We start from the raw sequence: 24,765 nt of genomic DNA on the forward strand, positions 1-24,765 counted from the left end.
CGCCCCGCCCCAATCGTCGCCACGACAGGTAGAGACTGGGCCCATGGAGACGGCCGACGCCCGCGGGCGGCTGCGGGTCTATCTCGGCGCCGCGCCCGGGGTCGGGAAGACCTACGCGATGCTCGACGAGGGCCATCGGCGGCGCGACCGCGGCACCGACGTGGTGGTCGGGTACGTCGAGACCCACGGTCGCCGGAAGACGATCGGCTCCCTCGGCGACCTGGAGGTGGTGCCGCGCGCCCGCGTCGCGTACCGCGGCACGGTCCAGGAGGAGATGGACCTCGACGCGATCCTCCAGCGACGCCCCAGCGTCGTGCTCGTCGACGAGCTGGCGCACACCAACGTGCCGGGTGGCCGGCACGAGAAGCGCTGGCAGGACGTCGAGGCGCTGCGCGACGCGGGGATCGAGGTGATCACCACCGTCAACATCCAGCACCTCGAGTCGCTCAACGACGTCACCGAGTCGATCACCGGAGTGCGACAGCGCGAGACCGTGCCCGACGCGGTGGTCCGCGCCGCCGACCAGATCGAGCTCGTGGACATGAGCCCGCAGTCGCTGCGTCGGCGGATGGCGCACGGCAACATCTACGCGCCCGAGAAGGTCGACGCCGCCCTCGCCAACTACTTCCGCGAGGGCAACCTCACCGCCCTGCGGGAGGTGGCCCTGCTCTGGCTGGCCGACCGTGTCGACGAGGGCCTGGAGCGCTACCGCGAGCAGCACGACATCAAGGGCACCTGGGCCACGCGGGAGCGCGTCGTCGCCGCTGTGACCGGTGGCCCGGAGTCGGCGACCCTGATGCGCCGGGCGGCGCGGATCGCCTCGCGCCGGGCCGGCGGTGAGTGGCAGGCCCTCTACGTCACCCGGCACGACGGCCTCAGTGGCGTCGCCCCCGACCGGCTCGCCGCCCTGCGCGCCAAGGCCGAGGACCTCGGCGGCAGCTTCCACACGATCGTCGGCGACGATGCCGCCGAGGCGATCCTCGAGTTCGCCCGGGCCGAGAACGCCAACCAGGTCATCATCGGGGCCAGCCGCCGGAGCCGGCTCTCGACCCTGGCCCGGCCCGGCATCGGGGAACGGGTCATCGCCGCGTCCGGGGACATCGACATCCACATCGTGACCCACGACTACGCCCGCCGGCGCGGTCTCGCCCCTCGGCAGCCCGACAGTGTGCTCGGCGTACGACGCCGGATCGCGGGCTTCGTCTTCGCGCTGGTCGCGCCGTTGGTCGTCAGCGCCGTCCTCAAGCTCACCGACCGGTTCCACGGCCTGCCCTCGGAAGCGATGGTGCTGATGGTGGTGGTGGTGGCCACCGCGCTGGTCGGCGGCCTGATCCCCGCGATCATCGCCGCGCTGAGCAGCGGGCTGCTCCTCAATCTGCTGTTCACCCCGCCGCTCTACGAGCTGACCATCGCCGAGCCGGGCAATGCGCTCGCCATCGTCCTGTTCGTGGTGGTCGGCATCGCCGTCGCCACGGTGGTCGACCATTCGGCGCGCCGCGCCGCGGAGGCGCGGAAGGCGCGTGCCGAGGCGGACGCGCTCACCGTCCTGGCCCACAGCCTGCTCAACTCCGGTGACGACCTGGCCGGCCTGCTGGGCTCGGCCTGCGAGGTGTTCAGCGCGTCCGGCGGCGCCGTCCTGCGGCGCGGCGAGCGCGGCGGTCACGAGGTGGTGGCCTGCGTGGGCGAGGCGCCGACGGGCATCGAGGCCACCGACATCTCGACCGCGATCGACGACGACACGGTCCTGGTCCTGCGCGGCGGCAACCACAGCGCCTCCGAGCGCGCTCTGCTCAACGCGTACGCCGCCTACGCCAAGGTGATCGCGGAGCGCCGACGTGCCGGCCGGGCCGAGGTCGAGCGGCTGCGCCTGGCCGAGGCGGACCGGACCCGGACCGCGCTGCTGGCCGCCGTGTCCCACGACCTGCGCTCGCCGCTTGCCGCCGTGAAGGCGTCGGTGTCCAGCCTGCGCAGCGATGCGGTGACCTTCTCCGAGGAGGACGAGGCGGAGCTGCTGGAGACCATCGAGACCGCCGCCGACCGGCTCGACGCGCTGGTGACCAACCTGCTCGACATGAGCCGGATCCACACCGGCGCGGTCCACGCCCAGCTCACCGAGGTCAGCCTCGGCCGGGCCGTGACCTACGCGATCGCGCCGCTGGCCGGCAACGAGCGGATCACGGTCGACGTGCCGCGGGATCTCACCGTCCTCGCCGACGCCGGCCTGCTCGACCGGGTCGTGGCCAATATCGCCGAGAACGCGCTCAAGTACACGCCGCTCGGGGCCGACATCCGCATCGACGGCACTGCCATCGACGGCACCATCGACGCCACCGCCGACAGCGGCGCGGGCGCGCGGGCGATCCTGCGCATCAGCGACAACGGGCCCGGCGTGCCCGACCACCACCAGGACCGGCTCTTCGCGCCCTTCCAGCGGCTCGGCGACGTCCCCTGGAAGGACGGCGTCGGCCTCGGCCTGGCCGTCGCGCGCGGCCTCACCGAGGCGATGGGCGGCACCATCGCGACCGAGGACACCCCGGCCGGTGGGCTGACCTTCGTGCTGGAGTTCCCCCGCCCGCCCGCACCCGAGGAGGAGCGTCGATGACCTTCGTCCTCGCCGTCGACGACGACCCGGCGATCCTGCGCACCCTCTCCATCAACCTGCGAGCCCGCGAGTACGACGTCGAGACGGCCGCCGACGGCCGCTCGGCGCTGCAGATCGTCGACGAGCGGATGCCCGACGTCATCCTGCTCGACCTGGGGCTGCCCGACATCGACGGCATCAGCGTGCTGCGGCGGCTCCGGGCGTTCACCCAGGTGCCCGTGATCGTGGTGTCTGCGCGCAGCGAGCCCGACGACAAGGTCGAGGCGCTCGATCTGGGCGCGGACGACTTCATCACCAAGCCGTTCTCGATCGAGGAGCTGCTGGCCCGGGTCCGCGTCACGACGCGCCGGGCGAGTGTCGCCGAGCCGGCCCTCGTGGTGACGTCCGGTGACGTCCGGCTGGACGTCACCGAGTCCCGGGCCGTGCGCTCCGGGGAGGAGGTCCACCTGACGCCGATCGAGTGGAGGATCGTCGAGACGCTCGCCCGCCGGCGGGGACGCCTGGTGCGCCAGTCCGAGCTGCTGCACGCGGTGTGGGGGCCGGGCTACGAGCGGCAGACCAACTACCTGCGCGTCCACCTCGCCAGCATCCGGCGCAAGATCGAGGACAACCCGTCCGCGCCCCGGATCTTCGTGACGGAGCCCGGCATCGGCTACCGCCTGCTGCCCGAAGGCGGTTGAGCCGCCGCCACGACCGCGCCCACGACCGCGCCCACGACGCGGCACGGCGTACGGTCGGAGCCATGGCACGCAGCTACGAGCAGATCAGTGCGGAGCGGTTCGGGGCGGCCGAGGGGGTCGACGACTGGCGGGTCCTGGGCTGGCACGCCTTCGCGGTCTTCCGCACCGGCACCTTCGCGACCGGGCTCGCCCTGGTCAACGCGATCGGCGACCTCGCCGAGGCCGCCGACCACCACCCGGACCTGAAGCTCGGCTACCCGGCCCTGGCGGTGCGGCTCGCGACCCACGACACGGAGTCCCTCACCACCGCGGACCTCGACCTCGCGCAGCGGATCTCCGCCGCCGCCCGCGACCTGGGCGTGGCCGGCGACCCGGAGGCTGTCGTCGCCTGGGAGTGACGTGCTCGTTGCGTGGCCCTGCCCGCGAGTTGGGTGTTGCCGCACCTTCATGGGCTTCGCGGCGCAGAAGGTCAGAGCACGCGTCAGGCGATCCTCTTCCACGCCGAGTAGTTGCCGGCGAGGTCGACGACCCTGACGAAGCGCGGCGCCTTCTTGAGGACAAAGGCCTTGCGGTCGAACTTCCTGAGGCCACGCGGATGGGCCTTCTTCGTCGCGAACTGCACCTGCGCGACGCCCGACACCTTGTCGGTCGCGCGGACTCTGACCTTGTATCTGCGTGCAGCCAGCCGTTGGGCCACCGGGCCCCTGCTGCTCGTGGAGGTCGCCGCCTTGACGACCGGCGAGGTCAGGTCCAGCACGATGTCATCGGTGAACGTCTGCTCGCTGTAGGTAGTCCCCGAGAAGCTGGGGTCGACGCGAACGAACCGGACGTACACCGTCTTCGGTAGCTTCTCGTCACCGGAGCCCACGAGAGTCCACGGGACCGTGGCAGCGAGCTCAGGCGACTGGAAGTTCGCGAACCCGCCGTCGTTGTCGATGATCATCCCGTCGCGGTAGTACGCCGGCCAGACCACCTTCAGCGTCACGTGGCGCGAGTTCGTGTACTGCGCGCCGGCATTGATGGAGATGCCGGGCGGTCCGGGCGGTGGAAGCACGAGTGTGAAGCTCTGCGTCGGGCTCGACATCCCGGCGCTCCCATCGGACTCGATGTTGGCGATCCGGATCGTGTGCGGTCCCGAACCCGGCACGTTGACCGGCGCACCCGACACACTCACGTCGAAGGTCCTTGCTGCGCTCGTTCCCTCGTCGATGAAGATGCGCACGGAGCTGACCCCGTCGGCCCTCGTGAACTGGACGTTGAACGACTGGTCCCGGATGACCTGTCCCGGCGTCGGGCTGATGATGGTCGGCGCCGAGGCGACGGGATCGGCCGAGGCGGACGGGAGGACGCCCGCCGAGAAGCCGAGGAGTAGGACGACGAGAGCGAGACTGACGCGGAGTCGAACGGCGTACTTCACCGGTGAAGACTAGGCCTGGCGGCGCCGACCATGCAGCCGGATCGCGGTGACCGGTCCCGGGCGGCTTTGCCGGAGGGACTCAGGGCTCCTTGAAGACGCCGTGGTCCCCGACTCGTCGCCACCTGCATCTCAGCTCGTCATCGACGGTGACGAGCTCGAAGGTCGCCCGGCCGTCAGGGCTGGCGAACGACCAGGTCATCTCGAGCACGCCGTCGGCACCGCGAACCGACTTCACCCGCAGCGACCCCGGCCACGGGGTCGTCGGGTCGGCAGCATAGGCATCGCAGGCCGGCGCGAACTTCTCGCGAACGACCTTCTTGAACTCCCCGAGCCACTCGCGCTTGAGCCGACGCACGTCGCTGTCGAACGCCGGCGTGGTCTCGAACTTCACTCGTCGCCGGATCCCTCGGCGCCGGAGATGTCGTCGACGTGGGTCAGGAAGTCGTCCACGTCCTCGTGGACGGCGACCTGGCCGGCCGCGACGAGGTCGTCGACCTCGTGCTCGCGCTCCTGCCAGCGCTGAGTCCAGAACCACGCCTGGTCAGCTGGCACGGGAAGTGCCGCGCGCAGCTCCAGGACGCCGTCCTCGCGTTCGGTGACCTCCAGCTGTGCCCCCGGCTCGTCGAGGTGCAGGCGCTGACGTACGTCGGCCGGGAGCGCGACGAGGCCCCGGCGCTGCAGGCTGACGTAGCCGTGGAAGCGGGGCGTTGTGTCCATGCTTCGATGGTCGCACACGGCCGATACACGGCCAAGCCGTAATGCTGCATTACAGCCGCGGGGTTCAGGCCCCGACGTACGCCGCCAGGTACTCGCCGGTCAGCGTCGACCGCTTCGCGACCAGGTCGGCCGGCGTGCCCTCGAAGACGACCGTGCCGCCGTCGTGGCCGGCGCCGGGACCGAGGTCGATGATCCAGTCGGCGTGGGCCATCACGGCCTGGTGGTGCTCGATGACGACGACGGACTTGCCGGCGTCGACCAGTCGGTCGAGCAGCCGGAGTAGGTTGTCGACGTCGGCGAGGTGGAGGCCGGTGGTCGGCTCGTCGAGGACGTAGACGCCTCCCTTCTCGCCCATCCGCATGGCGAGCTTGAGCCGTTGCCGCTCGCCACCGGAGAGGGTGTTGAGGGGCTGGCCGAGCTTGAGGTAGCCGAGGCCGACGTCCTCCATCCGCTGCAGGATGGCAGCGGCGGCAGGGGTCTTGGCGTCACCCTCGGCGAAGTAGGCGTGGGCCTGCGCGACCGGCAGGTCGAGCACCTCGGCGATGTTGAGCTCGCCGAGGCGGAGCTCGAGCACCGAGGCCTGGAACCGCTTGCCGCCGCACTCGTCGCACACCGTGGCGACGGTGTCCATGAACCCGAGCTCGGTGTAGATCATCCCGTTGCCGTTGCAGCTCTCGCAGGCGCCCTCGGAGTTGGCGCTGAAGAGCGCGGGCTTGACGCCGTTGGCCTTGGCGAAGGCCTTGCGGATCGGCTCGAGCAGACCGGTGTACGTCGCCGGGTTGCTCCGCCGGGAGCCCTTGATCGCGCCCTGGTCGATGACCACGACCTCGTCGCGGCCGGCGATCGAGCCGTGGATCAGGGAGCTCTTGCCGGAGCCGGCGACGCCGGTCACGACGCAGAGCACGCCGAGCGGAACGTCGACGTCGACGTCGCGCAGGTTGTGGGTGGAGGCACCGCGGATCTCGATCGCGCCGCTCGCCTCCCGGACGGTCTCCTTGACGGCCGCCCGGTAGCTGAGGTGGCGGCCGGTGAGGGTGTCGGACGCCCGCAGGCCGGCGAGATCGCCCTCGAAGCAGATCGTGCCGCCGCCCGTGCCGGCGCCCGGACCGAGGTCGACGATGTGGTCGGCGATCGCGATCGTCTCCGGCTTGTGCTCGACGACGAGGACCGTGTTGCCCTTGTCGCGCAGCTCGAGGAGCAGGTTGTTCATCCGCTGGATGTCGTGGGGGTGCAGGCCGATGGTGGGCTCGTCGAAGACGTAGGTGACATCGGTCAGCGCCGAGCCGAGGTGCCGGATCATCTTGGTGCGCTGCGCCTCGCCGCCGGACAGCGTGCCGGCGGGCCGGTCGAGGGAGAGATAGCCGAGGCCGATCTCCACGAACGAGTCGAACAGGTGGAGCAGGTTGGCCAGCAGCGGCGCGACGCCGGGGTCGTCGATGCCGCGCACCCACTCCGCGGCGTCGGTGATCTGGAGCGCGCACACGTCGGCGATGCTCTTGCCGTTGATCTTCGACCCGCGGGCGGCCTCGTTGAGCCGGGTGCCGTCGCAGGCAGGGCACGGCGCGAACACCGCCGCCCGCTCGACGAACGCCTTGATGTGGGGCTGCAGGGAGTCGACGTCCTTGCTGAACATCGACTTGCGGATCTTGGGGATCAGGCCCTCGTAGGTGATGTTGATCTTGTCGACCTTCACCTTGCGCGGCTCGGCGTACAGGAGGTCCTCGCGCTCGGCCTTGGTGTACTTCGCGACCGGCTTCTCGGGCGGCAGCACCTCCTTGTAGGGCGCGACCATCCAGCCGTCGGCGGTGTAGCCCGGCACCAGGATCGCGCCCTCGACCAGCGACTTGCTCTCGTCGATGATCGCGCCCATGTCGAGGTCGGACACGGTGCCGCGGCCCTCGCACTCGGCGCACATGCCGCCGAGGTAGACGGCGTTCTTGACGACCTTCTTCTCGACCTTGCCGCCGGCCTTCTCGGTCTGCATCACGCCGCCGGCCCGGCGGGTGGGCACGTTGAACGCGAATGCTGTCGGCGGGCCGATGAACGGATCGCCGATCCGGCTGAACAGCACCCGCAGCATCGCGTTGGCGTCGGTCGCCGTGCCGACCGTCGAGCGCACGTTGGCGCCCATCCGCTCCTGGTCGACGAGGATCGCGGTGGTGATCCCCTCCAGGTGGTCGACCTCGGGGCGGGCCAGCGACGGCATGAAGCCCTGCACGAAGGTGCTGTAGGTCTCGTTGATCATCCGCTGCGACTCGGCGGCGATCGTCCCGAACACCAGCGAGCTCTTCCCGGACCCGGACACGCCGGTGAACACGCTGAGGCGGCGCTTGGGGATGTCGACGTCGACACCTCGGAGGTTGTTGACGTGGGCGCCCTGCACCCGGATGGTGTCGTGGCTGTCGGCGGTGTGGCTGTCGCTGGTGCGAGGGGCGGCAGGCTTCGGCATGCGCCCATCATGACGGATCGGACCGACACCGCGAGGGGGCCGGGGCGGGTCCGGGACGGGCCTCCGGCGGGTCAGCGGGAGATCTGGTGCTCCAGCTGCGGCGCGGTGGCGCGCAGCTGCCCCCGCGTCCAGAGGTGATGGATCACCAGCGCCGCCACGACCGAGCCGAGCACGCCGAGCCCAAGGTCGCCGAGGGTGTCCTCGTAGGCGAACACCCGCTCCGAGTGCCCGCGGATGAACGCGACGTACTCCGCGAGCTCCCAGCCGATCGCGGCCGTCGCGCCGACCGCCAGGGCCCGCTCGACCACGCGGAGCCGGGTGGCGCTGTGGTGCAGGGTCAGCAGGATGACCGCCGCCGCGATCAGGCCGGTGTTGACGAAGTGCATCAGGTCGTCGAACCAGGCGATCGTGTCGTAGAGGTCCATCCGGTTGCCGAGGATGTCGGTGAAGCAGGTCAGCGTGATCATCAGGTCGGGCAGCCACGGGAAGGACGCCCGCTCCTTCCACACCAGCAGCCACACGACCGGGATGGTGAACGACGCCAACGGGTAGCCGATGGCCCGGGCCTCGGCCGCCTTGTCGCGCAGGCCGCCGCTGTCGGGATCGAGCACGGCGAGCAGCAGGAGCAGCACCAGCAGACCCTTGGCGCAGATGTCGACCGAGCGCACCACCACCGGGGTCGGGTAGCGCACCACCACGGCCGCGTCGGTCATCGGGGCTCCTTCGTCGACGAGCCGCGATTCTCGCATGACCTCGTCGGTTCGCCCGCGTTGAAGGAGGTGCCCGCCGTCGGACGGTGACGGGCGATGCGCGAGAATCGGCAGTCCTGGAGGGGGATCCAGGACATTCACGGGGGGTGCTGTGGTCGAGGCCACGCCGACGACGTACGAGCAGTTCGGGGTCAGCTGGATCCACCGGGTGCTCCACAAGGAGCGGATCCTGCGCACCGTCGACCAGGTGCTCGGCGACCAGATCGCGCTGGGACCGATCGGCGCGGGGCCGGGCCGGGCGTTCGCGAGCGTGAGCTTCGTCGGGACCTACCGACCCACGACGGGCGAGCTGGTGCCCGGGGAGCTGCTGACCTACGCGATCGATCTGCCGATCAGCGTGGTCTTCGACCTCGACCTGCCGCTCGACAGGCTGACCTTCAACGCGGAGGTCGTCGTACCACTGGTCCTCGAGATCCACACCGAGGCGCCGCTCCGCCTGCGGCTGGAGCTGACGACGCCCAGCGAGGACCAGATCGGGCTCGAGCTCAAGACCGACACCCGGCGCGGTGCGATGCTGCGGAAGGTCGCCGGCCTGGACGCCGAGCTGCGCCGGTTCCTGCTCAAGGTGCTGGACACCGAGCTGACCAAGGCGTACGTCCGGAAGGCCACGCACCTCGACATGGAGGAGCTGATCGACGAGGCCTGGCCCGCCTTCACCGAGCAGTTCCTGCCGCGGGGACCCGAGGACCGCCGGGGCTGACCGAGGCGCGGTGCGCCGGCCGCGCCGTGTGCACCGGCGGCGGACCCCGCTCGTGCGCAGCGACAGACTCGCGCGCCCGATGTGTGCTCCCGGACCAGCCGATCGGGCGGAGTGGTCAGCCGGGTGGCGCGAACGAGGTCAGCTGCGGCTTCTCGTAGAGCGCCCGCAGCCGCTCGTAGTGGAACCGGTTGAGCGCCAACGGGTCCAGCAGCAGCCAACGGGGCAGCCACCGGCGGGCCGAGCGGACGAGGAACAGGTAGAGGTCGAGCTCGCGCTGGCGGCGCCGGGTCCAGCGCACGCCGAGCAGCTCGCGCATCCGTGGGTGCGCCGCGCCCTCCGCGCAGACCTTCGCGGGCCGACCGAGCACCGGCGTGAGGACCCGCCAGAACGGGGCGACGGCCCGCTGGAGCCAGCGCGGCCCGACCAGGGTCGGCACGGGGAGCCGGTCGAAGGTGGCGTCGGCCCACCGCAGGAACTCGTTGTCGGCCAGCACGGTGGCCGCGACCTCGTCGTAGTACGCCGCCGCCTCGGCCGCCGTCGCCGGGATCCGGGCCTGCTCGCTGGGCAGGTCGAAGTCCGTGAGGTGCAGGATCGTGCGGTAGGCGACCTCGACCTGCTCGGGGGTGAGCTGCCGGCGGTAGGTCGTGACGTAGCCGGTGTGGAAGACGAGCAGACTCGTGGTCCCGACCCACTTCCACAGCGCCGGGTTCATCGCGCTGTAGCGCTCGCCGGCGAAGTGCCCCCGGCCCTGTCCGCGGACCTGGCCGTGCAGGTCCTTGAGCCGCTGCGCCGTGGCCCGCCGGTCGGCGTCGTCACCGAAGAGCAGCAGCGGGCCCCACAGGCCGCTGCGGATCCCGCGGTCGGTGAAGTTCTGCGCGAACCGGCCGGTGGCGTCGACCGCGGCGGCGACCTCGCGGTAGGCGACCTGGTCGAGGGCGAGCCGCCCGAACAGGGCGAACGCCGCCGGTGTGCCGAGCCAGGCGCGGACGTCGGCGGCCACCTCGTGGTGCGGCTGCGAGGGGTGCCACGGGGGCAGGTCGGCCAGCGGGTCGGCCAGCGGGTCGGACATGGCAGGAGCTCCTGTCGCGAACTGTCAACACGCGTTGACAGATCTATTCATCCATCGGTCAACACGCGTGTCAAGATGTCCAGGTGACAGATCGGGCGGACGGCGCGCGACGCTACGGCGGGCGCGCGGCCGAGGAGCGGGTCGCCGAGCGCCGGAGCCGGCTGCTGGCCGCGGGCCTGGAGTCGATGGGCACCCGCGGCGTCGCCGGTACGACGGTCCGGGGGGTCGCGGAGGAGTCCGGTCTCGCCGCCCGGTACTTCTACGAGAGCTTCGCGAGCATCGAGGAGCTCCAGCTCGCGGTGTTCGAGCAGATCGCCGGCGAGGCCGCGTCCCGGTCGGTCACGGCCCTGGCGGCAGCGCCGGCCGAGGTGCGCGCCCGGACCCGGGCGGTGCTCGTCGAGATGGTCGACCTCTTCCTCGAGGACCCGCGCAAGGGCCGGATCGCGCTGCTCGAGTCGATCACCTCGCCGGTGCTCGGTCCACGGGTGCTGGAGGAGTCGCGGCGCTTCGCGGGGATGCTCGCGGCGACCACGTCCTCGGGCGACCCCGCCGACTCGCCCGAGGGGCTGCCGGTGGAGCTGCGGCTGACCGCGCAGTTCCTCATCGGCGGCGTCGCGCACGCGCTCGGAGCCGCCCTGCAGGGCGACATCGTCGTCGAGCGCGACCGTCTCGTCGACGTCCTGGTGGACCTGTTCCTGACCGTGAACGGGGCCGGCGTCAGGCCCTGACCGGCTCGGCGGCGAGGAACTCGCGCACGCGGGGCGCGACCTGGGTGCCGTAGAGCTCGATGCTGCGCAACAGCTGCTCGTGCGGCATCGTGCCGTTGCTGTACTTCAGGTCGAAGCGCTGGATGCCCAGGGCCCGGACGGCGTCCGCGATCTTGCGCGCGACCGTCTCGGGGGCGCCCACGAACAGGGCTCCGTGATCGACCTCGGCGTCGTACTGCTCACGGGTGGCGGGTCCCCAGCCGCGCTCGGCACCGATCCGGTCCCGGTTGGCCTTGAAGTGCGGGAACAGCAGCTCGCGCGCCTCGTCGTCGGACTCGGCGACGAAGCCGGGGGAGTGCACGCCGATCGGGCGGGCCGGGATCTCGAACTCGTCGAGGGCGCGGCGGTAGAGGTCGGCGAACGGGGCGAAGCGCGCCGGCTCGCCGCCGATGATCGCGAGCATGAGCGGGAAGCCGTAGCGGGCCGCGCGGACCACGGACTCGGGCGAGCCGCCGACGCCGATCCAGGTCGGGATCGAGCCGCGCTCGGTCGTCGGGTAGACGCGGACGTCACGCAGCGGGGCCCGCAGCTCGCCGCGGTCCCAGGTCACCGACCCCTCGCCCTGGAGTGCTGCCCACAGGTCGAGCTTCTCGGTGAACAGGCGCTCGTAGTCGCCCAGGTCGAAGCCGAACAGCGGGAACGACTCGGTGAAGGAGCCGCGGCCCAGGGTGATCTCCGCCCGCCCGTTCGACAGCGCGTCGAGGGTCGCGAACCGCTCGTAGACGCGGACCGGGTCGTCGGAGCTGAGCACCGTGACCGCCGTACCGAGGCCGATCCGCTCGGTGCGCGCAGCGATGGCGGCCAGCACCACGTCGGGTGCGGAGACGGCGAAGTCGTCCCGGTGGTGCTCGCCGATGCTGAACACGTCGAGGTCCACCTCCTCGGCGAGCACGGCCTGCTCGACGATGCCGCGGATGACCTCGGGGTGACCCAGCCGCTCGCCCGTCGCCGGGTCGACGGTGACGTCGCCGAAGGTGTCGAGGCCGAGCTGCAGGTCGGTGGCGGGGGTGACCGGCTCACTCACCGCCGGTGGCCTTCGCGGCGTCCACGTCGAAGTCGCGGACCGCGGCGATGACCTGCGCCAGCGCCGGGGCGGGCAGGGCGCCGGCCTGGGAGAACACCAGCGCCCCCTTCTTGAACGCCATCAGGGTCGGGATCGAGGTGACCTTGGCGGCCGCGGCGAGCTGCTGCTCCTCCTCGGTGTTGACCGAGCCGAACACGAGGTCGGCGTGCTCCTGCGCGGCATCCTCGTAGATCGGGGCGAAGTTGCGGCACGGGCCGCACCACGACGCCCAGAAGTCGACGAACACGATCTCGTTGTCGAGGACCGTCTGCTCGAAGTTGCCGGCGGTGAGGTCGATGGTGGACATGTCTACTCAACGCTTCGCGACAGGGATTGTTCCCCGGTTGCGGTCGACGCCGCCGGAGACGCCGGGGACCGAGCCGCGGTCGTCGTACTGCCACACGGCCCAGGCGCGGCCCGGCGGACGGTCACCGAGGCGACGTACCCACTGGGGGTGGTCGGCCAGGTCGTCGGCGAACCCGAAGCGCTCCTCGAACTCGGGATAGAGGTAGACCAGTGTGGTCGTGCCCAGCCGCTCGTCGACCGTCGTGAGGAACTCCCGGATCTCCGCGAGCAGGGTCGGCGACGCCGGCGGATCGGCGCAGCTGCCCGCGACCTCGAGGTCGACGGCGGGTGGGAGGTCCGGGTCCCGGCCGGTGCCGAGGACGGAGAGGAAGTGCTCGGCCTGGGCGGTGCCGTCGCTGCAGAGCTGGAAGTAGTGGTAGCCGGCGACCGCCACGCCCGCGCGGACGGCGGCGGCCCGGTGCGCGGCGAAGCGCGGGTCGGTGAACCCGGTGCCCTCGGTCGCCTTGAGGTAGGCGAACCGGATCCCGGCCCCGGCCACCCGCGGCCAGTCGATCGGGCCCTGGTGGTGGGAGGCGTCGATGCCCTCCACGAGTGCCGGCTCGGGGGAGGGGACCGGGGTGGGTGTCGCGGCGGGCGTCGGGGTGGGCGTCGGGGTGATCGGCGCGGTGGGTGTCGCGGTGGGCGTGCTCGTCGGGGCGGAGATCGCCGGGGCGGGCGCGTCTGCGCCGCAGCCCGCGAGCGACAGCAGGGCCACGCAGGCGATGGTGGTCACCAGGCTCCTCACGCGGTCCAGCCAACCATCTGGTCGGTGACCTGCCGATCGCTGTGGATCGGATCAAGCGGGTTGATCCGATCCGCCGCAATCAGGTCCGGCCGTCCTCGGCCGTGCGGGGCGGCGGCTAGCCTCCTCCCATGGAGACCGCGCGGACCACCCACGTCCTGGTGGACGGGGAGAACATCGACGCGACGCTGGGTACGTCGATCCTCGGCCGGCGGCCACGCCCCGAGGAGCGTCCGCGGTGGGAGCGGCTGCTGCAGTTCGTCGAGCGGCAGTGGGGGCAGCAGACCAACGGCCTGTTCTTCCTCGCCGCCAACAGCGAGCTGCCGATGTCGTTCGTGCAGGCGCTGCTCGCGATCGGCTACCGCCCGATCCCGCTGTCGGGCGGCGCGAACCAGAAGGTCGTCGACATCGCCATCCAGCGCACGCTGGAGGAGCTGAAGAGCCGTGAGGCCGACGTCGTCCTGGTCAGCAACGACGGCGACTTCGTGGAGCAGGTCGAGAACGTCCTCGACGGCCGCCGGGTCGGCCTGGTCGGGTTCACCGAGTTCCGCAACAGCGCCTTCGCGCAGCTGACCACCCGGGGCCTGGAGTTCTTCGACCTGGAGTACGACGTCAACGCGTTCAACGAGCGACTGCCGCGCGTCCGGATCATCCCGATCGACGAGTTCGACCCCACGGCGTTCCTCTGATTGGGCCGAGCGGGTCGGATATCGGGCTCGCCGCACGGGCCTCGCTGCGCTCGGGCCGCGGGCTTCCCCCGATGCGCTGCGCGCGTCCGACACGCTGCCGGCCGCGCCGTCGAGCCCGGTGACACCAGCCCTGGCCTGGCGGCAAGACGGGGCCCGGCCTGGCGACAAGACGGGGCCCGGCCTGGCGACAAGACGGGGCCCGGCCTGGCGGCAAGACGGGGCCCGGCCTGGCGACAAGACGGGGCCCGGCCTGGCGACAAGACGGGCTTGCTGGGGCCGTCGGGCATAGTGTCCGGATGAGGCTCCTGGTTCTCGGCGGCACCCAGTTCCTCTCCCGCGCGGTGGCGGCCGAGGCCGCGCAGCGCGGGCACGACGTGGTGTGCGCCAACCGCGGCCGGTCCGGCACGGCCCCGCCGGGGGTGACGACGGTGCGCTGGGACCGGGCGGAGCCGCCGCCCCCGGAGCTGACCGACGGGCCGCCGTACGACGCCGTGGTCGACGTGTCGCGCCTGCCGTCCCACGTGCGGCGTGCTCTCGCCGCACTCCACGACGCCCACGGTCCCGGCGCGCACTGGGTCTTCGTCTCCACCATCTCGGTCTACGCCGACGACGCCGACCCGGCCGGTCCGGGGACGGGCCGGCTCAAGGCCGCGATCGACGAGGACCGCGACCCGATGGCCGACGTCGAGAGCTACGGCGGGATGAAGGTCGCCTGCGAGCGGCTCGTCCTCGACGCCGTGCCGGGGGCCGCCGTGGTGCGGCCGGGCCTGATCGTGGGGCCCGGCGACCCGAGTGGCCGGTTCGCCTACTGGGCACGCCGCTCGGCCACCACCGGCGACGTGCTCGCGCCCGGGCGCCCCGAGGACCTGGTGCAGGTGATCGACGTCCGGGACCTCGCCACCTGGATCGTGACCCTCGCCGAGGAGCGCGCCGGTGGCACGTACGACGCTGTCGGGCCCGCGATGCCGATGGGCGAGCTGCTCGCGGCCGGCCTGCCCGACGCGCGGCTGGTGTGGGTCGACCAGGACTTCCTCGAGGCCGAGGGCGTCGAGCCGTGGTCGGGGCCCGACAGCATCCCGGTCTGGCTGCCGCGCCCGGCGTACGACGGCATGCTGGCCCACGACGCCGGACCGGCTCTCGCCGCGGGACTCGCGCCGCGCCCGGTCGGCGCGACCACCCGTGACACCCGTGCGTGGCTCGACGCCGACCCGGCGGCGCGGATCACCGGCATCACCATCGAGCGGGAGGCCGACCTCCTGGCCCGTTGGCGGGATCGCTAACCTCCGGCGGGTGTCCCGCCCGTTCCGCATCGCCACCGCCAACATCAACGGCATCCGCGCCGCCCACCGCCGCGGCTTCGGCGACTGGCTGGCGACCCGCGGCTGCGACGTCGTGACGCTGCAGGAGGTCCGGTGCCCGGTCGACGCGTTGCCGGAGGGGGCGTTCGGCGACTACGAGGTGGCGTACGACGCCGGTGAGATCGCCGGGCGCAACGGGGTCGCGGTGCTGACCCGCGAGCCGGCCGCCGCCGTGCGCACCTGGTCGGTGCCGATCCCCGGCCGGCCGCTGCAGCGGGAGCTGCGCCGCCACGCGACTGAGGGGCGCTACGTCGAGGTCGACCTGGCCGGCGTACCCCTGACGGTGGCCAGCCTCTACCTCCCCAAGGGCGGCCTCCCCGCCCACCTGCAAGACCCCCGACGAATGCGTGAGGCGCCTGACGGCGGGGCGAAGTACGAGCGCAAGATGGCCTTCATGGCCGGCTTCGCCCGCCACCTCGCGGCCTCGCGCAAGGCCGCGGCCGCGCAGGGCCGGGAGTTCCTGCTGACCGGCGACCTCAACATCGCGCACACCCGGGCCGATGTCGCCAACTGGCGGCGCAGCAACCAGGTCGAGGGCTTCCTGCCCGAGGAGCGGGCCTGGTTCGACGCCCAGCTCACGCCCCGCACCCTGGTCGACGTCGTCCGGCGGCTGCACCCCGACGCCGAGGGGCCGTACTCCTGGTGGAGCTGGCTCGGCCAGGCCTACGCCAAGGACGCCGGATGGCGGATCGACTACCACCTCGCGACCCCCGCGCTGGCCCGGGCCGCGCTGGCGGCGGTGGTCGACCGGGAGTACGCCGGCACCCGGCTCAGCGACCACGCGCCGGTCGTGGTCGACTACGCGTTCAGCTGACCTGACGCTCGCCGGGGACCGGCACGACGCCCACGGCGAGCAGGGGGAGGGCCGCGGCGAGGGCGTAGGTCGCGCCGTACCCCCAGGCCGTGATGGTCAGCCCCGCGACCGGCGGGACGGCCACCGCGGCGACGTGCTGGGCGGTGTTCTGCAGCCCGAGGGCGCGCCCGGACCAGAACGGCCCGGCCCGCTCGGCGACCGCGGTGAAGGCGAGACCGTTGTCGGCGACGGTCACGGCGGACGCCGCGACCAGCAGGACCACGGCGACCACCGTCACGGCCGTGGAGCGGGGGGCGCCCGTGGCCGCGAGGCCGAGCAGCGCCATGGTGCTGGCGGCGAGGAGGGCGACCGTGCGCATCGGCCGCATCCGGCTGCCGGCCAGGTCGGAGGCCCAACCCACGCCGATCCGGGCGGCCGCGCCGGCCACCTGGGTGCCGGCGACGACGAGGCCGGCCAGGCCCGGCGGCCAGCCGAGGTCGTCGACCAGCCAGGTCAGCCCGAAGGTCCACACCAGGAACTGCGGGACCACCAGGAGCACCGAGGCGGCGTGGATCCGGGCGAGGTAGCGATCGGCCCGGTACGGGTTGGCGGCGGTCCGGCCCTCGAGGGCCGGCGGTCGGGGTGGGTCGAGGACGACGAGCGCGACCACGACGGCGACCGCGACCGTCGCGCCCGTGGGCACCCACAGCGCCGGTCCGATGCCGTGGTGGTGGGCGATGACCGCGACCGTGCCGGCGGCGATGCCGACCCCCAGCGGCTGTCCGGTCTGCCGGATCCCCATCGCGATCCCCCGCCGTTCCGGGGGGAACCAGCCGACGACCACCCGGCCGGACGCCGAGTTCGTGGCCGCGGCGCCGATGCCCGCGAAGCCCAGCGCCGCCGCCATCGGCCACGGTTCCGCGAGCACGGCCGCCGCGGTACCCCCGCTCGCCGTCACCAGCAGGCCGGCCAGCAGCGCGAACCGCTCGCCGCGCCGGTCGACCACGAGACCCCACAGCACGAGGGTGAGCATCATCCCCGCCATCGCCGCGGCGGCCACGAGCCCGGCCTCGGCGAGGCTCATGCCGTACCCGCCCTCGCCCCGCGGCCGGTGCAGCTGCGGGATCAGGAAGCTCGGCGCCGTCACCATCGCCGAGGTCGCCGCCTGCGCGCCGGTGCCGGCCGCCAGCATCGCCCAGCGGTGCGCGGCCGAGACCGTCCGCTCCTCGGAGGAGGGTGATGCGACGGTGGGACTCACCTCACCAGCCAATCATGCTGTCCGACTAGTGAGACTCCGATCTCGTTAGTTGAGACGGTGATCGCGACGGTGACCGCCGCGCTGACCGCCGCGGAGGAGCGTCAGCCCACCGGCCAGCAGCAGGACGCCGAACAGGGCCGCCAACCCGGTGCCGGCGTTCAGTCCGGTCGCGGGAAGGGCGGCGGACGCCGGTGCGACGGGTGCGGCGGGCTGGTGGACGGCGGCCGGGGCGGGTTGGTGGACGACCGGCGTCGCCGGCGTACCCGGAGCGACCGGCGTGGTCGGGGTGGTCGGGGTGGTCGGGGTGGTCGGGGTGACGGGAGCGCCGGGCTCCGGGCCGGGAGCACAGGTGGCCGGGGCCGCCGGCGCGAGCTCGTAGGTCCACCGGGTGGTGCCGACCAGCGCGTAGCCGGGCAGCGCGGTCGCGGTCACCACGGTGGTGCCGTCCGAGCCGGGCGCGGTCGTGTAGCTGACGCCCTCGACGGTGGGCAGCACGACGTGCGCCGCGGTGGTGCAGGTCGGACCGGACACCGTGGGCTCGGCCGGCACCGCGCAGCGCTCGATCGCGCCGAGATCGCCGGTGAACACGGCCGGCGCGCCCGGGGCGATCACATATCCGCTCGCGGCCGTGGCGACGACCGTCCACGGGCCGCTCCTCCCGTCGCCCTCGGTGAGGGCGTAGCTGACACCTTCGGTGTCGGCGAGCACGAGCGAGCCGGTCGTGTCGCAGCCGCGGACGGGCGTGACCCCCGGCGCGACGGGCGTCACCGGGGTGACGGTCGGCGCGCAGGCCGGGAAGCCGGGGACGCGGCCGGAGCCGCTCGCCTCGTACCCGTTCTGCCACCGCATCGCGACGGTGAGGGTCAGCGGGTCGGAGGTCGTGACGGTCTCGGTGAAGCTCTTGGTCTCGTCGTCCGCGAAGCCGGTGCCGACCGGTACGACGTCCCGCGAGGAGCTGGTCACCGTGGCCCGGTTGTCCGCCGATCCGGCGTTCCAGTTGCGCACCCGCCAGGTCACGACGTAGGTGCCCGGTCGGTCGCCGCAGGCTGCCGTGCCGTCGACGTCCGCGTGGTGCGCCGAGGCGGGGCTCGCCAGCATGACCGTGCCGGCCAGGAGCGCGGCCGCTGTCAGGAGGCTGGTCGTCAGTCGTCTCATGTCGTGGTTCCTCACTGGGGCGTGGATGGGGAGGGCCGCCCCCGCAGGGGTGCGGGCACGGCGCCGCACCCGGGAGCAGAACGCGTCGCGGGTCGCCGTGGGCGACCAGAGGGTGGCCCCGGGTGACGTGACACCGCCGGGCGGTGACCGAGATGGGTCACGTCGACGGCCCCCCGACCCCGCTGGTTCGTCCGGCGGGGCGTCGCGTCATCCGAGGCCGATGCCAGCCTAGGCAGGTCGGCGGCTCGGAGATCCGTCGAGCGCCGGCTATCCCCCAGGTTGGGGAGGGCGCCGCCTCTGGCGGGCTCAAGGCGCACCATCGGCGTCGTCGGCGTCCCGAATTATGGGGAGAACGACGCATCGCCCACCGGAGAGGCCGTCGGATCGAGGACGCTGGCGGTACTGCGCACAGCAGCCTTGGCAGCATCCAGGAAGGTCACGCCGATGACAACAGCCACCTACGGGCACGGCGCGCCCGAGTTCGGTCCCGCGCTCACCGCCGAGGAGGCCCGCGGCGTCACGGACGAGCTCACGACGCTGATCGGCGATGCGCTCGGCCGGCCGGTGCGGGTCGTCGGCACCGCCGTGCCGCTGGCGGGCGGCCCGATCTTCCGCGCGTACGACGGCAGCGGAGCCGCTGTTGCGAGCGCGCGGTGGGCGCTCGACCCGGTCACCGCGCGGCGCCTCCTCGACGAGGCGGCGGTCCTCGCCCAGGTCGCGGAGGCGGCCGAGCAGGGCTCACCGCTCGTCGCGCCCCGGTTGATCGCGCTCACCACCCGGCACGGGTGGCCGCTCCTGGTGCAGGAGGCGGGCCCGCCGGCGTACCCGACCCGGCCGCCGACCCCGGAGGCCCTGCGCACGGCGGAGCGGGCGGTGGCCCGGATGGTCACGACCGCCGACCTCGACCGCTCGTACGCGACCCAGCTCCGCACCGTCCTCGAGGGACTGGAGCGGTCGTCGCTCACCGAGCGCCTGACGGCGACCTTCGAGCTGCTCGCCGAGCGGCACGACCTGGACGCCCTGGCCCGCGGCGCCTGGCACGGCAACTGGTCGCCGGCCACGACCGCCTCCAGCGCCGTGGGCGGCAGCCGGGTGCTCGCGTGGGGCTGGGAGCGGTTCGGGGTGAACCGGCCGCTCGGCTTCGACAGCCTGCACTTCCGGCTCGCGCAGCTGCGCCGCGACGGCCGCTCCAGCGGCGCCGGGGCTGCGCTGGTGCGGGAGGCGCCACGGCTGCTGGCGGACTGGCCGATCGGCGCCGAGGACCGGGACTGCGTGGCCCGGCTGCTCCTGCTGGAGCTCGCCGCCCGGGAGATCGAGGAGGTCGGGACCCGGCACGCTCCGGTGTCGTGGGCGGCCGACTGGCTGGCACCCACGCTCTCGATCGCCTGACCCCGGATCCGCTGTTCCGGCTCCCCGGCCGGCGTACCGCTGCCACGATGGTTGCGGCCGTCGGGACGGGGGTACGCCATGGGGGTGGACACCGCCCTGTCGCGCACCCTCCAGCTGATCGCCGAGGGCGTGCGGGAGTTCGCGGGCTTCGACCTCGCCGCGGTGAGCCTGGTCGGCGACGGCCTGCTCCACACGGTCGCGGTCGTGGGCGACGACGAGGCGATCGCTCGTCTCGTCGACCTGCGGGCGCCGGTGGAGCTGGTCGAGCGCGAGCTGGAGCCGGCCGAGGCCTGGGGCGATCTGCGGTTCCTGCCGGCCGGGCGGTCCGGCGGCCACCTCGACGGTCACGACTGGGTGCCCGACCTGGTCGCGCTCGACGTCCCCGACGCGTGGCACCCCGACGACCTGCTGTGCGGGCTGCTCCGCGACGACGACGGCCTGCTGCGCGGCCTGCTGTCCGTCGACCTGCCGCGCAGCGGCCGGCGGCCCGACGCCGCGCAGCGCGAGACGCTGCAGATGTACGTCCGGCTGGCGGAACGGGCGCTGGTCACCGCCCTGGAGCGCGGCGACCTGGAGGTGCGGGTCGAGCGCGAGCACGCGGTCGCGGAGTACCGCCGCTCGATCATCGACGTGCTGTCCCACGAGCTGCGGGGCACGGCCGCGGCCATCGGCAACACGGTCGAGGTGCTGCGCCGTCGTACCGGTATCGATCCGGCGACACGGTCCGCGCTGGACGCCGTCGACGGGGGCGCGAACCGGATCACCTCGGTCGTCGACGACATGTCCGCCCTGGCGAAGCTCGGCCGTCCGGGGGTGGCGCTGCGGGTCGCTCCCACCGATCTGGGCCCGATCGTCCGCGACGTGATCGCCTTCCACGAGGCGGCCGCCCGCCTCCGGGAGGTGACCGTGACCCTGGAGGTGAGCGGCGACCTGGTCGTCCGGGGCGATCCGGAGGACCTCGACCGGATGGTGACCAACCTGCTCTCCAACGCCGTCAAGTACACCGATCCCGGGGGTGAGGTGCACGTCCGGGTCGCCGGACCGACCGGGCCCGACGATCCGTCCGGCCCACCGGTCGTCGTCCTCGAGGTGGCCGACACCGGCATCGGCATCGCCGCGGCCGACAGCGACCATGTCTTCGAGGAGTTCTTCCGCTCCCGCGACGGAGCGGTACGACGACGGCCGGGTGTCGGCCTCGGGCTGGCCATCGTCGAGCGGATCGTCGCCCTGCACGACGGCTCGGTGCGCGTCGCGTCCACGCTCGGCGAGGGCTCCACCTTCACCGTCAAGCTGCCCGCTCGCGACCTATCCGCTGATTCCGGGGCCGCGGGCCGGGAGGCCGGTTGATAATCGGAGGCGTGGGAACCTGCTCCGTTCCGCCCGGCGGGCGTCGATGACCAGGGCGGCGCGCGGTGGGGCGCGGATCGTCCTCGTGGAGGACCACGTGCTCTTCGCCGAGTCGCTGGAGCTCGCGCTCGACCTGGAGGGCCACGACGCGTCCAGCGTCTCGCCCAACTCCTTCACCTCCGCCGAGGCGCTGCTCAGCCGGGTCCTGCGGCTGCGGCCGGGCGTCGTACTGCTCGACCTCGACCTCGGCGCGCTGGGCGACGGTCGGCTGCTGATCGCGCCCCTCGTCGAGTCCGGTGCCCAGGTGGTGGTCGTCACCGCCGCCACGGACCGGGCGCGCTGGGGCGAGTGCCTCGCCCTGGGCGCCCGGCGAGTGCTGCCCAAGTCCGGCTCGCTGAACGAGATCCTCGCGACGATCCGCCGCATCGACCAGGGGCTGCCGGTGCTCGCCGCCGACGAGCGAGCCGCGTTGATCGCGCTGGCGCGCCAGCAGAGCCGCGAGCGCGCCGACGCCCGCGAGCGGTTGGAGCGGCTCACCCCGCGGGAGGGCGAGGTGCTCGGCCGGCTGATGCGGGGCGAGACGGTCCGCGAGATCGCCACTCGCTTCGTCGTCTCCGAGGCCACTGTCCGGACCCAGGTCAAGTCGATCCTGGCCAAGCTCGCGGTGTCCTCGCAGATCGCGGCCGTGGGCCTGGCCAACCGGGCGGACTGGCAGCCGCCGTCTGCATGAATCCCCGGCTGACCGGGGACTCATGCACATAGTGGGGGTTGCAAACCCCAACAAGTGCATGAATCCCCGGCTGACCGGGGATTCATGCAGATCAGTACCCGCTCGGCACGATCGCGGAGATGACCGTGCCGTCGGCCCGCTGGATCCCGGCCGGGTACGGCGGCTCGCCGTCCAGTCGCGGACCCTGGTGCTCGAGCGGCACGACGACCGGTGCGCCCGGCGCGACCTTGACCAGCTCGCCGCGGACCGAGAACGTGACGGGCCCGGCGCCGTGCTCGACGTACAGCTCCAGCTCGGCGGGGCGGACGGTGACCCGGACCCGGGTGCCGTGCAGGGTCACCCGGTAGACCAGCGACGACCACTCGTCGGGCAGCCGCGGGTCGAGCTGCCACTGCTGGTCGCCGACGCCGGAGCCGCGATCGCGGAACCCGCCGAAGCCGCCGACCAGCGCGCTCCAGACGCCGCCGGTGGAGGCGACGTGGACGCCGTCGGCGGTGTTGTTGTGGCGGTCGGCGAGGTCGACGAAGAGGGCTGCGTGGAAGTACCGCAGGGCGAGCTCGTGGTAGCCGACCTCCGCCGCGACGATCGACTGGACGACGGCGGACAGGGTGGAGTCGCCGGTGGTGATCGGGTCGTAGTACTCGAAGTCCGCCTGCTTCTGCGCCGGCGTGAAGTCCTCGCCGTGGAGGTAGAGCGCGAGCACGACGTCGGCCTGCTTGAGCACCTGGAAGCGGTAGATCACCAGCGGGTGGTAGTGCAGCAGCAGCGGCCGGTTGTCGAGCGGGGTGTTCTCCAGGTCCCACATCTCCCGCTCGAGGAAGTGCCGGTCCTGCGGGTGGATGCCGAGGAAGGAGTCGAAGGGGACGTACATGCCGTCGGCGCACGCGGCCCACTCGTCGGGCTCGTCCGACGTGAGTCCGGTACGCCGGACCAGGGCCTGGTACGCCGGCGGGCTGTCGCGCTGCAGCTCCCAGACGGCGCGGGCGGCGCGGCGCAGGTTGAACCGCGCGAGCACGTTCGTGTACAGGTTGTCGTTGACGACGGTCGTGTACTCGTCGGGCCCGGTGACCCCGTGGATGTGGAAGGTGCGGCGGGTCTCGTCGCGCCAGAACCCGAGGTCGGCCCACATCCGCGCGGTCTCGACGAAGATGTCGACCGCCTCGCGGGCGAGGAACTCGTCGTCGCCGGTGGCGCCGACGTACTGGCTCAGGGCGTACGCGATGTCCGCGTCGATGTGGTACTGCGCGGTCCCGGCCGCGTAGTAGGCCGAGGCCTCCTGTCCGCTGATCGTGCGCCACGGGAAGAGGGCGCCCTTCTGGGACAGTTCGCGGGCCCGCGCCCGGGCGCTGTCGAGCAGGTTGTAGCGGAACCGCAGGGCGTTGCGTGCCGCCCACGGCATCGTGTACGTCAGGAACGGCATCACGTAGATCTCGGTGTCCCAGAAGTAGTGGCCGCCGTACCCGGACCCGCTGACGCCCTTGGCCGCGATGCCCTGGCCCTCGGCCCGCGCCGAGGCCTGCAGGACGGAGAAGAGGTTCCACCGGATCGCCTGCTGCAGCGCGGGCTGGCCGGCGACCTCGACGTCCGCGCGTGCCCAGAAGGCGTCCAGCCAGGCCCGCTGCCCGGCGTACTGGTGCTCGACGCCCTCCTCGTGGGTGCGGGCCAGGGTCCGCTCGCAGCGGTCGATCAGCTCCCGCGGCGGCACCGTGTCGGCGGTGTGGAAGGAGACCAGCTTGGTGAGCCGCACCGGTACGCCGGGCTCGGCGGCGATCCGGTAGATCACCTTGGCGAGGTCGTCCTCCGCGTGGACGTCCGTCGAGTACGGCGCCGCCGACTCCAGCACGTGGTCGGCCACCACGCCCAGCGTCATCCCGCTCTGCGCCGTGCGGTAGCCGAGCTTGAGCCGGCCGGTCGCACGGTCCGCCTCGTGGATGCGCGGCTCCAGCACCCTGCGGTCGAAGTCCTCGGCCCGGCGCGGATCGGCCGTGCCGCCGCCGCTCTGGTCCAGGGGGCTGGCCTCGCGCTGCTCGTCCTGCCGGTTGACCAGCTGCGAGGAGATCGCCAGCGACGCGCGCTGGTCGAGGAGGGTCACCTCGAAGGTGAGCACCGCCAGGTGACGCTGCTCCAAGGGCACCATCCGGGTGCTCCGGACCCGCACCCGCTTGCCGCCGGGGGTGCGCCAGAGCAGGTCGCGGCTGAGCACGCCGGTCCGGAAGTCCAGGGCCCGCTCGTACTCCAGCAGGTCGGCGACCGACACCTGCAACGGCTCGTCGTCGACGTAGAGCCGGATCACCTTCGGGTCCGGCACGTTGACGATCGTCTGCCCGATCCGGGCGAAGCCGTACGCCTCCTCGGCGTGGGAGATCGGCCAGGTCTCGTGGAAGCCGTTGATGAAGGTGCCGTCGAGATGGGCGTCGCGGCTCTCGGAGTAGTTGCCGCGCAGCCCGAGGTAGCCGTTGCCGACGGTGAACAGCGACTCGGTCTTGCCGAGGTCGGACGCGTCGAAGCGGGTCTCGACCAGCCGCCACTCGTCGACGGGGAACCGGGTCCGGTCGAGCGGGTCCTCGACCGGCGGTGCCTTGTGGGACGGGCCCTCGGGTGCGTTCATCGGCTCTCCTTGTCGGGCGGGCTCAGGCGGGTGCTCGGGCGGGTGCTCAGGCCGGGTGCTCAGGCCGGGTGCTCGGGCCGGGCTCCGGTCGGGCTCCGGTCGGGCTCCGGTCGTGGT

At 72.8% G+C, this 24,765-nt stretch carries 23 protein-coding genes; 11 read left to right on the top strand and 12 right to left on the bottom strand.

Annotation, left to right across the window (positions count from 1 at the left end):
* The first annotated feature begins 43 nt into the window (after nucleotides 1-43).
* The 3 genes from RB608_RS21270 to RB608_RS21280 all read left to right on the top strand — a co-directional run bounded on the left by RB608_RS21270 (nucleotide 44) and on the right by RB608_RS21280 (nucleotide 3,680).
* Entirely contained in the window at nucleotides 44-2,602 is a 2,559-nt protein-coding gene (locus tag RB608_RS21270; protein WP_308090061.1) for a DUF4118 domain-containing protein, read from the top strand.
* On the top strand, nucleotides 2,599-3,282 hold the full coding sequence (locus RB608_RS21275; RefSeq protein ID WP_308090062.1) for a response regulator transcription factor: 684 nt from the start codon (nucleotides 2,599-2,601) through the stop codon (nucleotides 3,280-3,282). The genes RB608_RS21270 and RB608_RS21275 overlap by 4 nt, the downstream gene beginning before the upstream one ends.
* Nucleotides 3,283-3,344: 62 nt before the next feature.
* Complete coding sequence (locus RB608_RS21280; RefSeq protein WP_308090063.1) at nucleotides 3,345-3,680, top strand: 4a-hydroxytetrahydrobiopterin dehydratase; 336 nt, start codon at nucleotides 3,345-3,347, stop codon at nucleotides 3,678-3,680.
* Nucleotides 3,681-3,763: 83 nt separating this feature from the next.
* Here the strand turns inward: RB608_RS21280 and RB608_RS21285 are convergent, their stop codons facing one another.
* From RB608_RS21285 to RB608_RS21305, 5 genes are all read right to left on the bottom strand, one after another.
* The gene (locus RB608_RS21285; protein ID WP_308090064.1) at nucleotides 3,764-4,699 is read right to left on the bottom strand and encodes a hypothetical protein; all 936 of its coding nucleotides are present in this window, start codon (nucleotides 4,697-4,699) and stop codon (nucleotides 3,764-3,766) included.
* A 79-nt stretch (nucleotides 4,700-4,778) separates the two neighbouring features.
* Nucleotides 4,779-5,090, bottom strand: a complete 312-nt coding sequence (locus RB608_RS21290; RefSeq protein WP_308090065.1) for a hypothetical protein — start codon at nucleotides 5,088-5,090, stop codon at nucleotides 4,779-4,781.
* Nucleotides 5,087-5,416 (bottom strand): AbrB/MazE/SpoVT family DNA-binding domain-containing protein, encoded by a 330-nt coding sequence (locus tag RB608_RS21295; RefSeq protein WP_308090066.1) that lies wholly within the window; start codon nucleotides 5,414-5,416, stop codon nucleotides 5,087-5,089. The genes RB608_RS21290 and RB608_RS21295 overlap by 4 nt, the downstream gene beginning before the upstream one ends.
* A 64-nt stretch (nucleotides 5,417-5,480) precedes the next feature.
* Nucleotides 5,481-7,865, bottom strand: coding sequence for an excinuclease ABC subunit UvrA (locus RB608_RS21300; RefSeq protein WP_308090067.1), 2,385 nt, complete (start codon nucleotides 7,863-7,865; stop codon nucleotides 5,481-5,483).
* Nucleotides 7,866-7,936: 71 nt separating this feature from the next.
* The gene (locus RB608_RS21305; protein ID WP_308090068.1) at nucleotides 7,937-8,578 is read right to left on the bottom strand and encodes a hypothetical protein; all 642 of its coding nucleotides are present in this window, start codon (nucleotides 8,576-8,578) and stop codon (nucleotides 7,937-7,939) included.
* A 148-nt stretch (nucleotides 8,579-8,726) separates the two neighbouring features.
* Between RB608_RS21305 and RB608_RS21310 the strand changes: the two genes are divergently transcribed.
* Nucleotides 8,727-9,335 carry a hypothetical protein gene (locus RB608_RS21310; protein WP_308090069.1) on the top strand — a complete coding sequence of 203 codons (609 nt, stop codon included), beginning with the start codon at nucleotides 8,727-8,729 and terminating at the stop codon, nucleotides 9,333-9,335.
* Nucleotides 9,336-9,450: 115 nt separating this feature from the next.
* On the opposite strand, the gene RB608_RS21315 is transcribed toward RB608_RS21310, so the two are convergent.
* A complete protein-coding gene (locus RB608_RS21315) occupies nucleotides 9,451-10,404 on the bottom strand; it encodes an oxygenase MpaB family protein (protein WP_308090070.1) in 954 nt (317 codons plus the stop codon).
* Between the two features lie 83 nt (nucleotides 10,405-10,487).
* Between RB608_RS21315 and RB608_RS21320 the strand changes: the two genes are divergently transcribed.
* Nucleotides 10,488-11,132, top strand: coding sequence for a TetR/AcrR family transcriptional regulator (locus RB608_RS21320; RefSeq protein ID WP_308090071.1), 645 nt, complete (start codon nucleotides 10,488-10,490; stop codon nucleotides 11,130-11,132).
* Here the strand turns inward: RB608_RS21320 and RB608_RS21325 are convergent.
* From RB608_RS21325 to RB608_RS21335, 3 genes are read right to left on the bottom strand one after another with little or no spacing between them, the layout of a single operon-like run.
* The gene (locus RB608_RS21325; RefSeq protein ID WP_308090072.1) at nucleotides 11,122-12,195 is read right to left on the bottom strand and encodes an LLM class flavin-dependent oxidoreductase; all 1,074 of its coding nucleotides are present in this window, start codon (nucleotides 12,193-12,195) and stop codon (nucleotides 11,122-11,124) included. The genes RB608_RS21320 and RB608_RS21325 overlap by 11 nt on opposite strands.
* Nucleotides 12,188-12,541, bottom strand: coding sequence for a thioredoxin (trxA, locus tag RB608_RS21330; protein WP_308090073.1), 354 nt, complete (start codon nucleotides 12,539-12,541; stop codon nucleotides 12,188-12,190). Before trxA ends, RB608_RS21325 begins: the two co-directional genes overlap by 8 nt.
* Before the next feature lie 6 nt (nucleotides 12,542-12,547).
* Complete coding sequence (locus RB608_RS21335; RefSeq protein ID WP_308090074.1) at nucleotides 12,548-13,312, bottom strand: GH25 family lysozyme; 765 nt, start codon at nucleotides 13,310-13,312, stop codon at nucleotides 12,548-12,550.
* Between the two features lie 140 nt (nucleotides 13,313-13,452).
* Here RB608_RS21335 and RB608_RS21340 point away from each other — a divergent pair, with 140 nt between their 5' ends.
* From RB608_RS21340 to RB608_RS21350, 3 genes are all read left to right on the top strand, one after another.
* Nucleotides 13,453-14,010: an NYN domain-containing protein gene (locus RB608_RS21340; RefSeq protein ID WP_308090075.1), complete on the top strand. Its 558-nt coding sequence runs from the start codon at nucleotides 13,453-13,455 to the stop codon at nucleotides 14,008-14,010.
* Between the two features lie 296 nt (nucleotides 14,011-14,306).
* Entirely contained in the window at nucleotides 14,307-15,290 is a 984-nt protein-coding gene (locus tag RB608_RS21345; protein WP_308090076.1) for an NAD-dependent epimerase/dehydratase family protein, read from the top strand.
* A 10-nt stretch (nucleotides 15,291-15,300) separates the two neighbouring features.
* The gene (locus RB608_RS21350) at nucleotides 15,301-16,182 is read left to right on the top strand and encodes an exodeoxyribonuclease III (RefSeq protein ID WP_308090077.1); all 882 of its coding nucleotides are present in this window, start codon (nucleotides 15,301-15,303) and stop codon (nucleotides 16,180-16,182) included.
* Here the strand turns inward: RB608_RS21350 and RB608_RS21355 are convergent.
* Complete coding sequence (locus RB608_RS21355; RefSeq protein ID WP_308090078.1) at nucleotides 16,175-17,419, bottom strand: MFS transporter; 1,245 nt, start codon at nucleotides 17,417-17,419, stop codon at nucleotides 16,175-16,177. The genes RB608_RS21350 and RB608_RS21355 overlap by 8 nt on opposite strands.
* A 45-nt stretch (nucleotides 17,420-17,464) precedes the next feature.
* On the bottom strand, nucleotides 17,465-18,574 hold the full coding sequence (locus RB608_RS21360; RefSeq protein WP_308090079.1) for a hypothetical protein: 1,110 nt from the start codon (nucleotides 18,572-18,574) through the stop codon (nucleotides 17,465-17,467).
* A 444-nt stretch (nucleotides 18,575-19,018) separates the two neighbouring features.
* Between RB608_RS21360 and RB608_RS21365 the strand changes: the two genes are divergently transcribed.
* The 3 genes from RB608_RS21365 to RB608_RS21375 all read left to right on the top strand — a co-directional run bounded on the left by RB608_RS21365 (nucleotide 19,019) and on the right by RB608_RS21375 (nucleotide 22,040).
* Complete coding sequence (locus RB608_RS21365; protein WP_308090080.1) at nucleotides 19,019-19,963, top strand: hypothetical protein; 945 nt, start codon at nucleotides 19,019-19,021, stop codon at nucleotides 19,961-19,963.
* 78 nt (nucleotides 19,964-20,041) lie between these two features.
* Entirely contained in the window at nucleotides 20,042-21,310 is a 1,269-nt protein-coding gene (locus RB608_RS21370; RefSeq protein ID WP_308090081.1) for a HAMP domain-containing sensor histidine kinase, read from the top strand.
* Nucleotides 21,311-21,356: 46 nt separating this feature from the next.
* A complete protein-coding gene (locus tag RB608_RS21375; RefSeq protein WP_308090082.1) occupies nucleotides 21,357-22,040 on the top strand; it encodes a response regulator transcription factor in 684 nt (227 codons plus the stop codon).
* Between the two features lie 91 nt (nucleotides 22,041-22,131).
* Here RB608_RS21375 and RB608_RS21380 read toward each other — a convergent pair whose 3' ends face one another.
* Nucleotides 22,132-24,648 (bottom strand): glycosyl hydrolase family 65 protein, encoded by a 2,517-nt coding sequence (locus RB608_RS21380; protein ID WP_308090083.1) that lies wholly within the window; start codon nucleotides 24,646-24,648, stop codon nucleotides 22,132-22,134.
* Nucleotides 24,649-24,765: the final 117 nt, after the last annotated feature.

Origin of the sequence: Nocardioides sp. LHD-245 (assembly GCF_030929495.1) — a bacterium.
GTDB lineage: Bacteria > Actinomycetota > Actinomycetes > Propionibacteriales > Nocardioidaceae > Nocardioides.

What these genes read in the sequence shown, in the direction of transcription:
- RB608_RS21270 (WP_308090061.1), top strand. Translation starts at nt 44, where the DNA reads ATGGAGACGGCCGACGCCCGCGGGCGGCTGCGGGTCTATCTCGGCGCC.
- RB608_RS21275 (WP_308090062.1), top strand. Translation starts at nt 2,599, where the DNA reads ATGACCTTCGTCCTCGCCGTCGACGACGACCCGGCGATCCTGCGCACC.
- RB608_RS21280 (WP_308090063.1), top strand. Translation starts at nt 3,345, where the DNA reads ATGGCACGCAGCTACGAGCAGATCAGTGCGGAGCGGTTCGGGGCGGCC.
- RB608_RS21295 (WP_308090066.1), bottom strand. Translation starts at nt 5,416, where the DNA reads ATGGACACAACGCCCCGCTTCCACGGCTACGTCAGCCTGCAGCGCCGG.
- RB608_RS21300 (WP_308090067.1), bottom strand. Translation starts at nt 7,865, where the DNA reads ATGCCGAAGCCTGCCGCCCCTCGCACCAGCGACAGCCACACCGCCGAC.
- RB608_RS21305 (WP_308090068.1), bottom strand. Translation starts at nt 8,578, where the DNA reads ATGACCGACGCGGCCGTGGTGGTGCGCTACCCGACCCCGGTGGTGGTG.
- RB608_RS21315 (WP_308090070.1), bottom strand. Translation starts at nt 10,404, where the DNA reads ATGTCCGACCCGCTGGCCGACCCGCTGGCCGACCTGCCCCCGTGGCAC.
- trxA (WP_308090073.1), bottom strand. Translation starts at nt 12,541, where the DNA reads ATGTCCACCATCGACCTCACCGCCGGCAACTTCGAGCAGACGGTCCTC.
- RB608_RS21340 (WP_308090075.1), top strand. Translation starts at nt 13,453, where the DNA reads ATGGAGACCGCGCGGACCACCCACGTCCTGGTGGACGGGGAGAACATC.
- RB608_RS21345 (WP_308090076.1), top strand. Translation starts at nt 14,307, where the DNA reads ATGAGGCTCCTGGTTCTCGGCGGCACCCAGTTCCTCTCCCGCGCGGTG.
- RB608_RS21360 (WP_308090079.1), bottom strand. Translation starts at nt 18,574, where the DNA reads ATGAGACGACTGACGACCAGCCTCCTGACAGCGGCCGCGCTCCTGGCC.
- RB608_RS21365 (WP_308090080.1), top strand. Translation starts at nt 19,019, where the DNA reads ATGACAACAGCCACCTACGGGCACGGCGCGCCCGAGTTCGGTCCCGCG.
- RB608_RS21370 (WP_308090081.1), top strand. Translation starts at nt 20,042, where the DNA reads ATGGGGGTGGACACCGCCCTGTCGCGCACCCTCCAGCTGATCGCCGAG.
- RB608_RS21375 (WP_308090082.1), top strand. Translation starts at nt 21,357, where the DNA reads ATGACCAGGGCGGCGCGCGGTGGGGCGCGGATCGTCCTCGTGGAGGAC.
- RB608_RS21380 (WP_308090083.1), bottom strand. Translation starts at nt 24,648, where the DNA reads ATGAACGCACCCGAGGGCCCGTCCCACAAGGCACCGCCGGTCGAGGAC.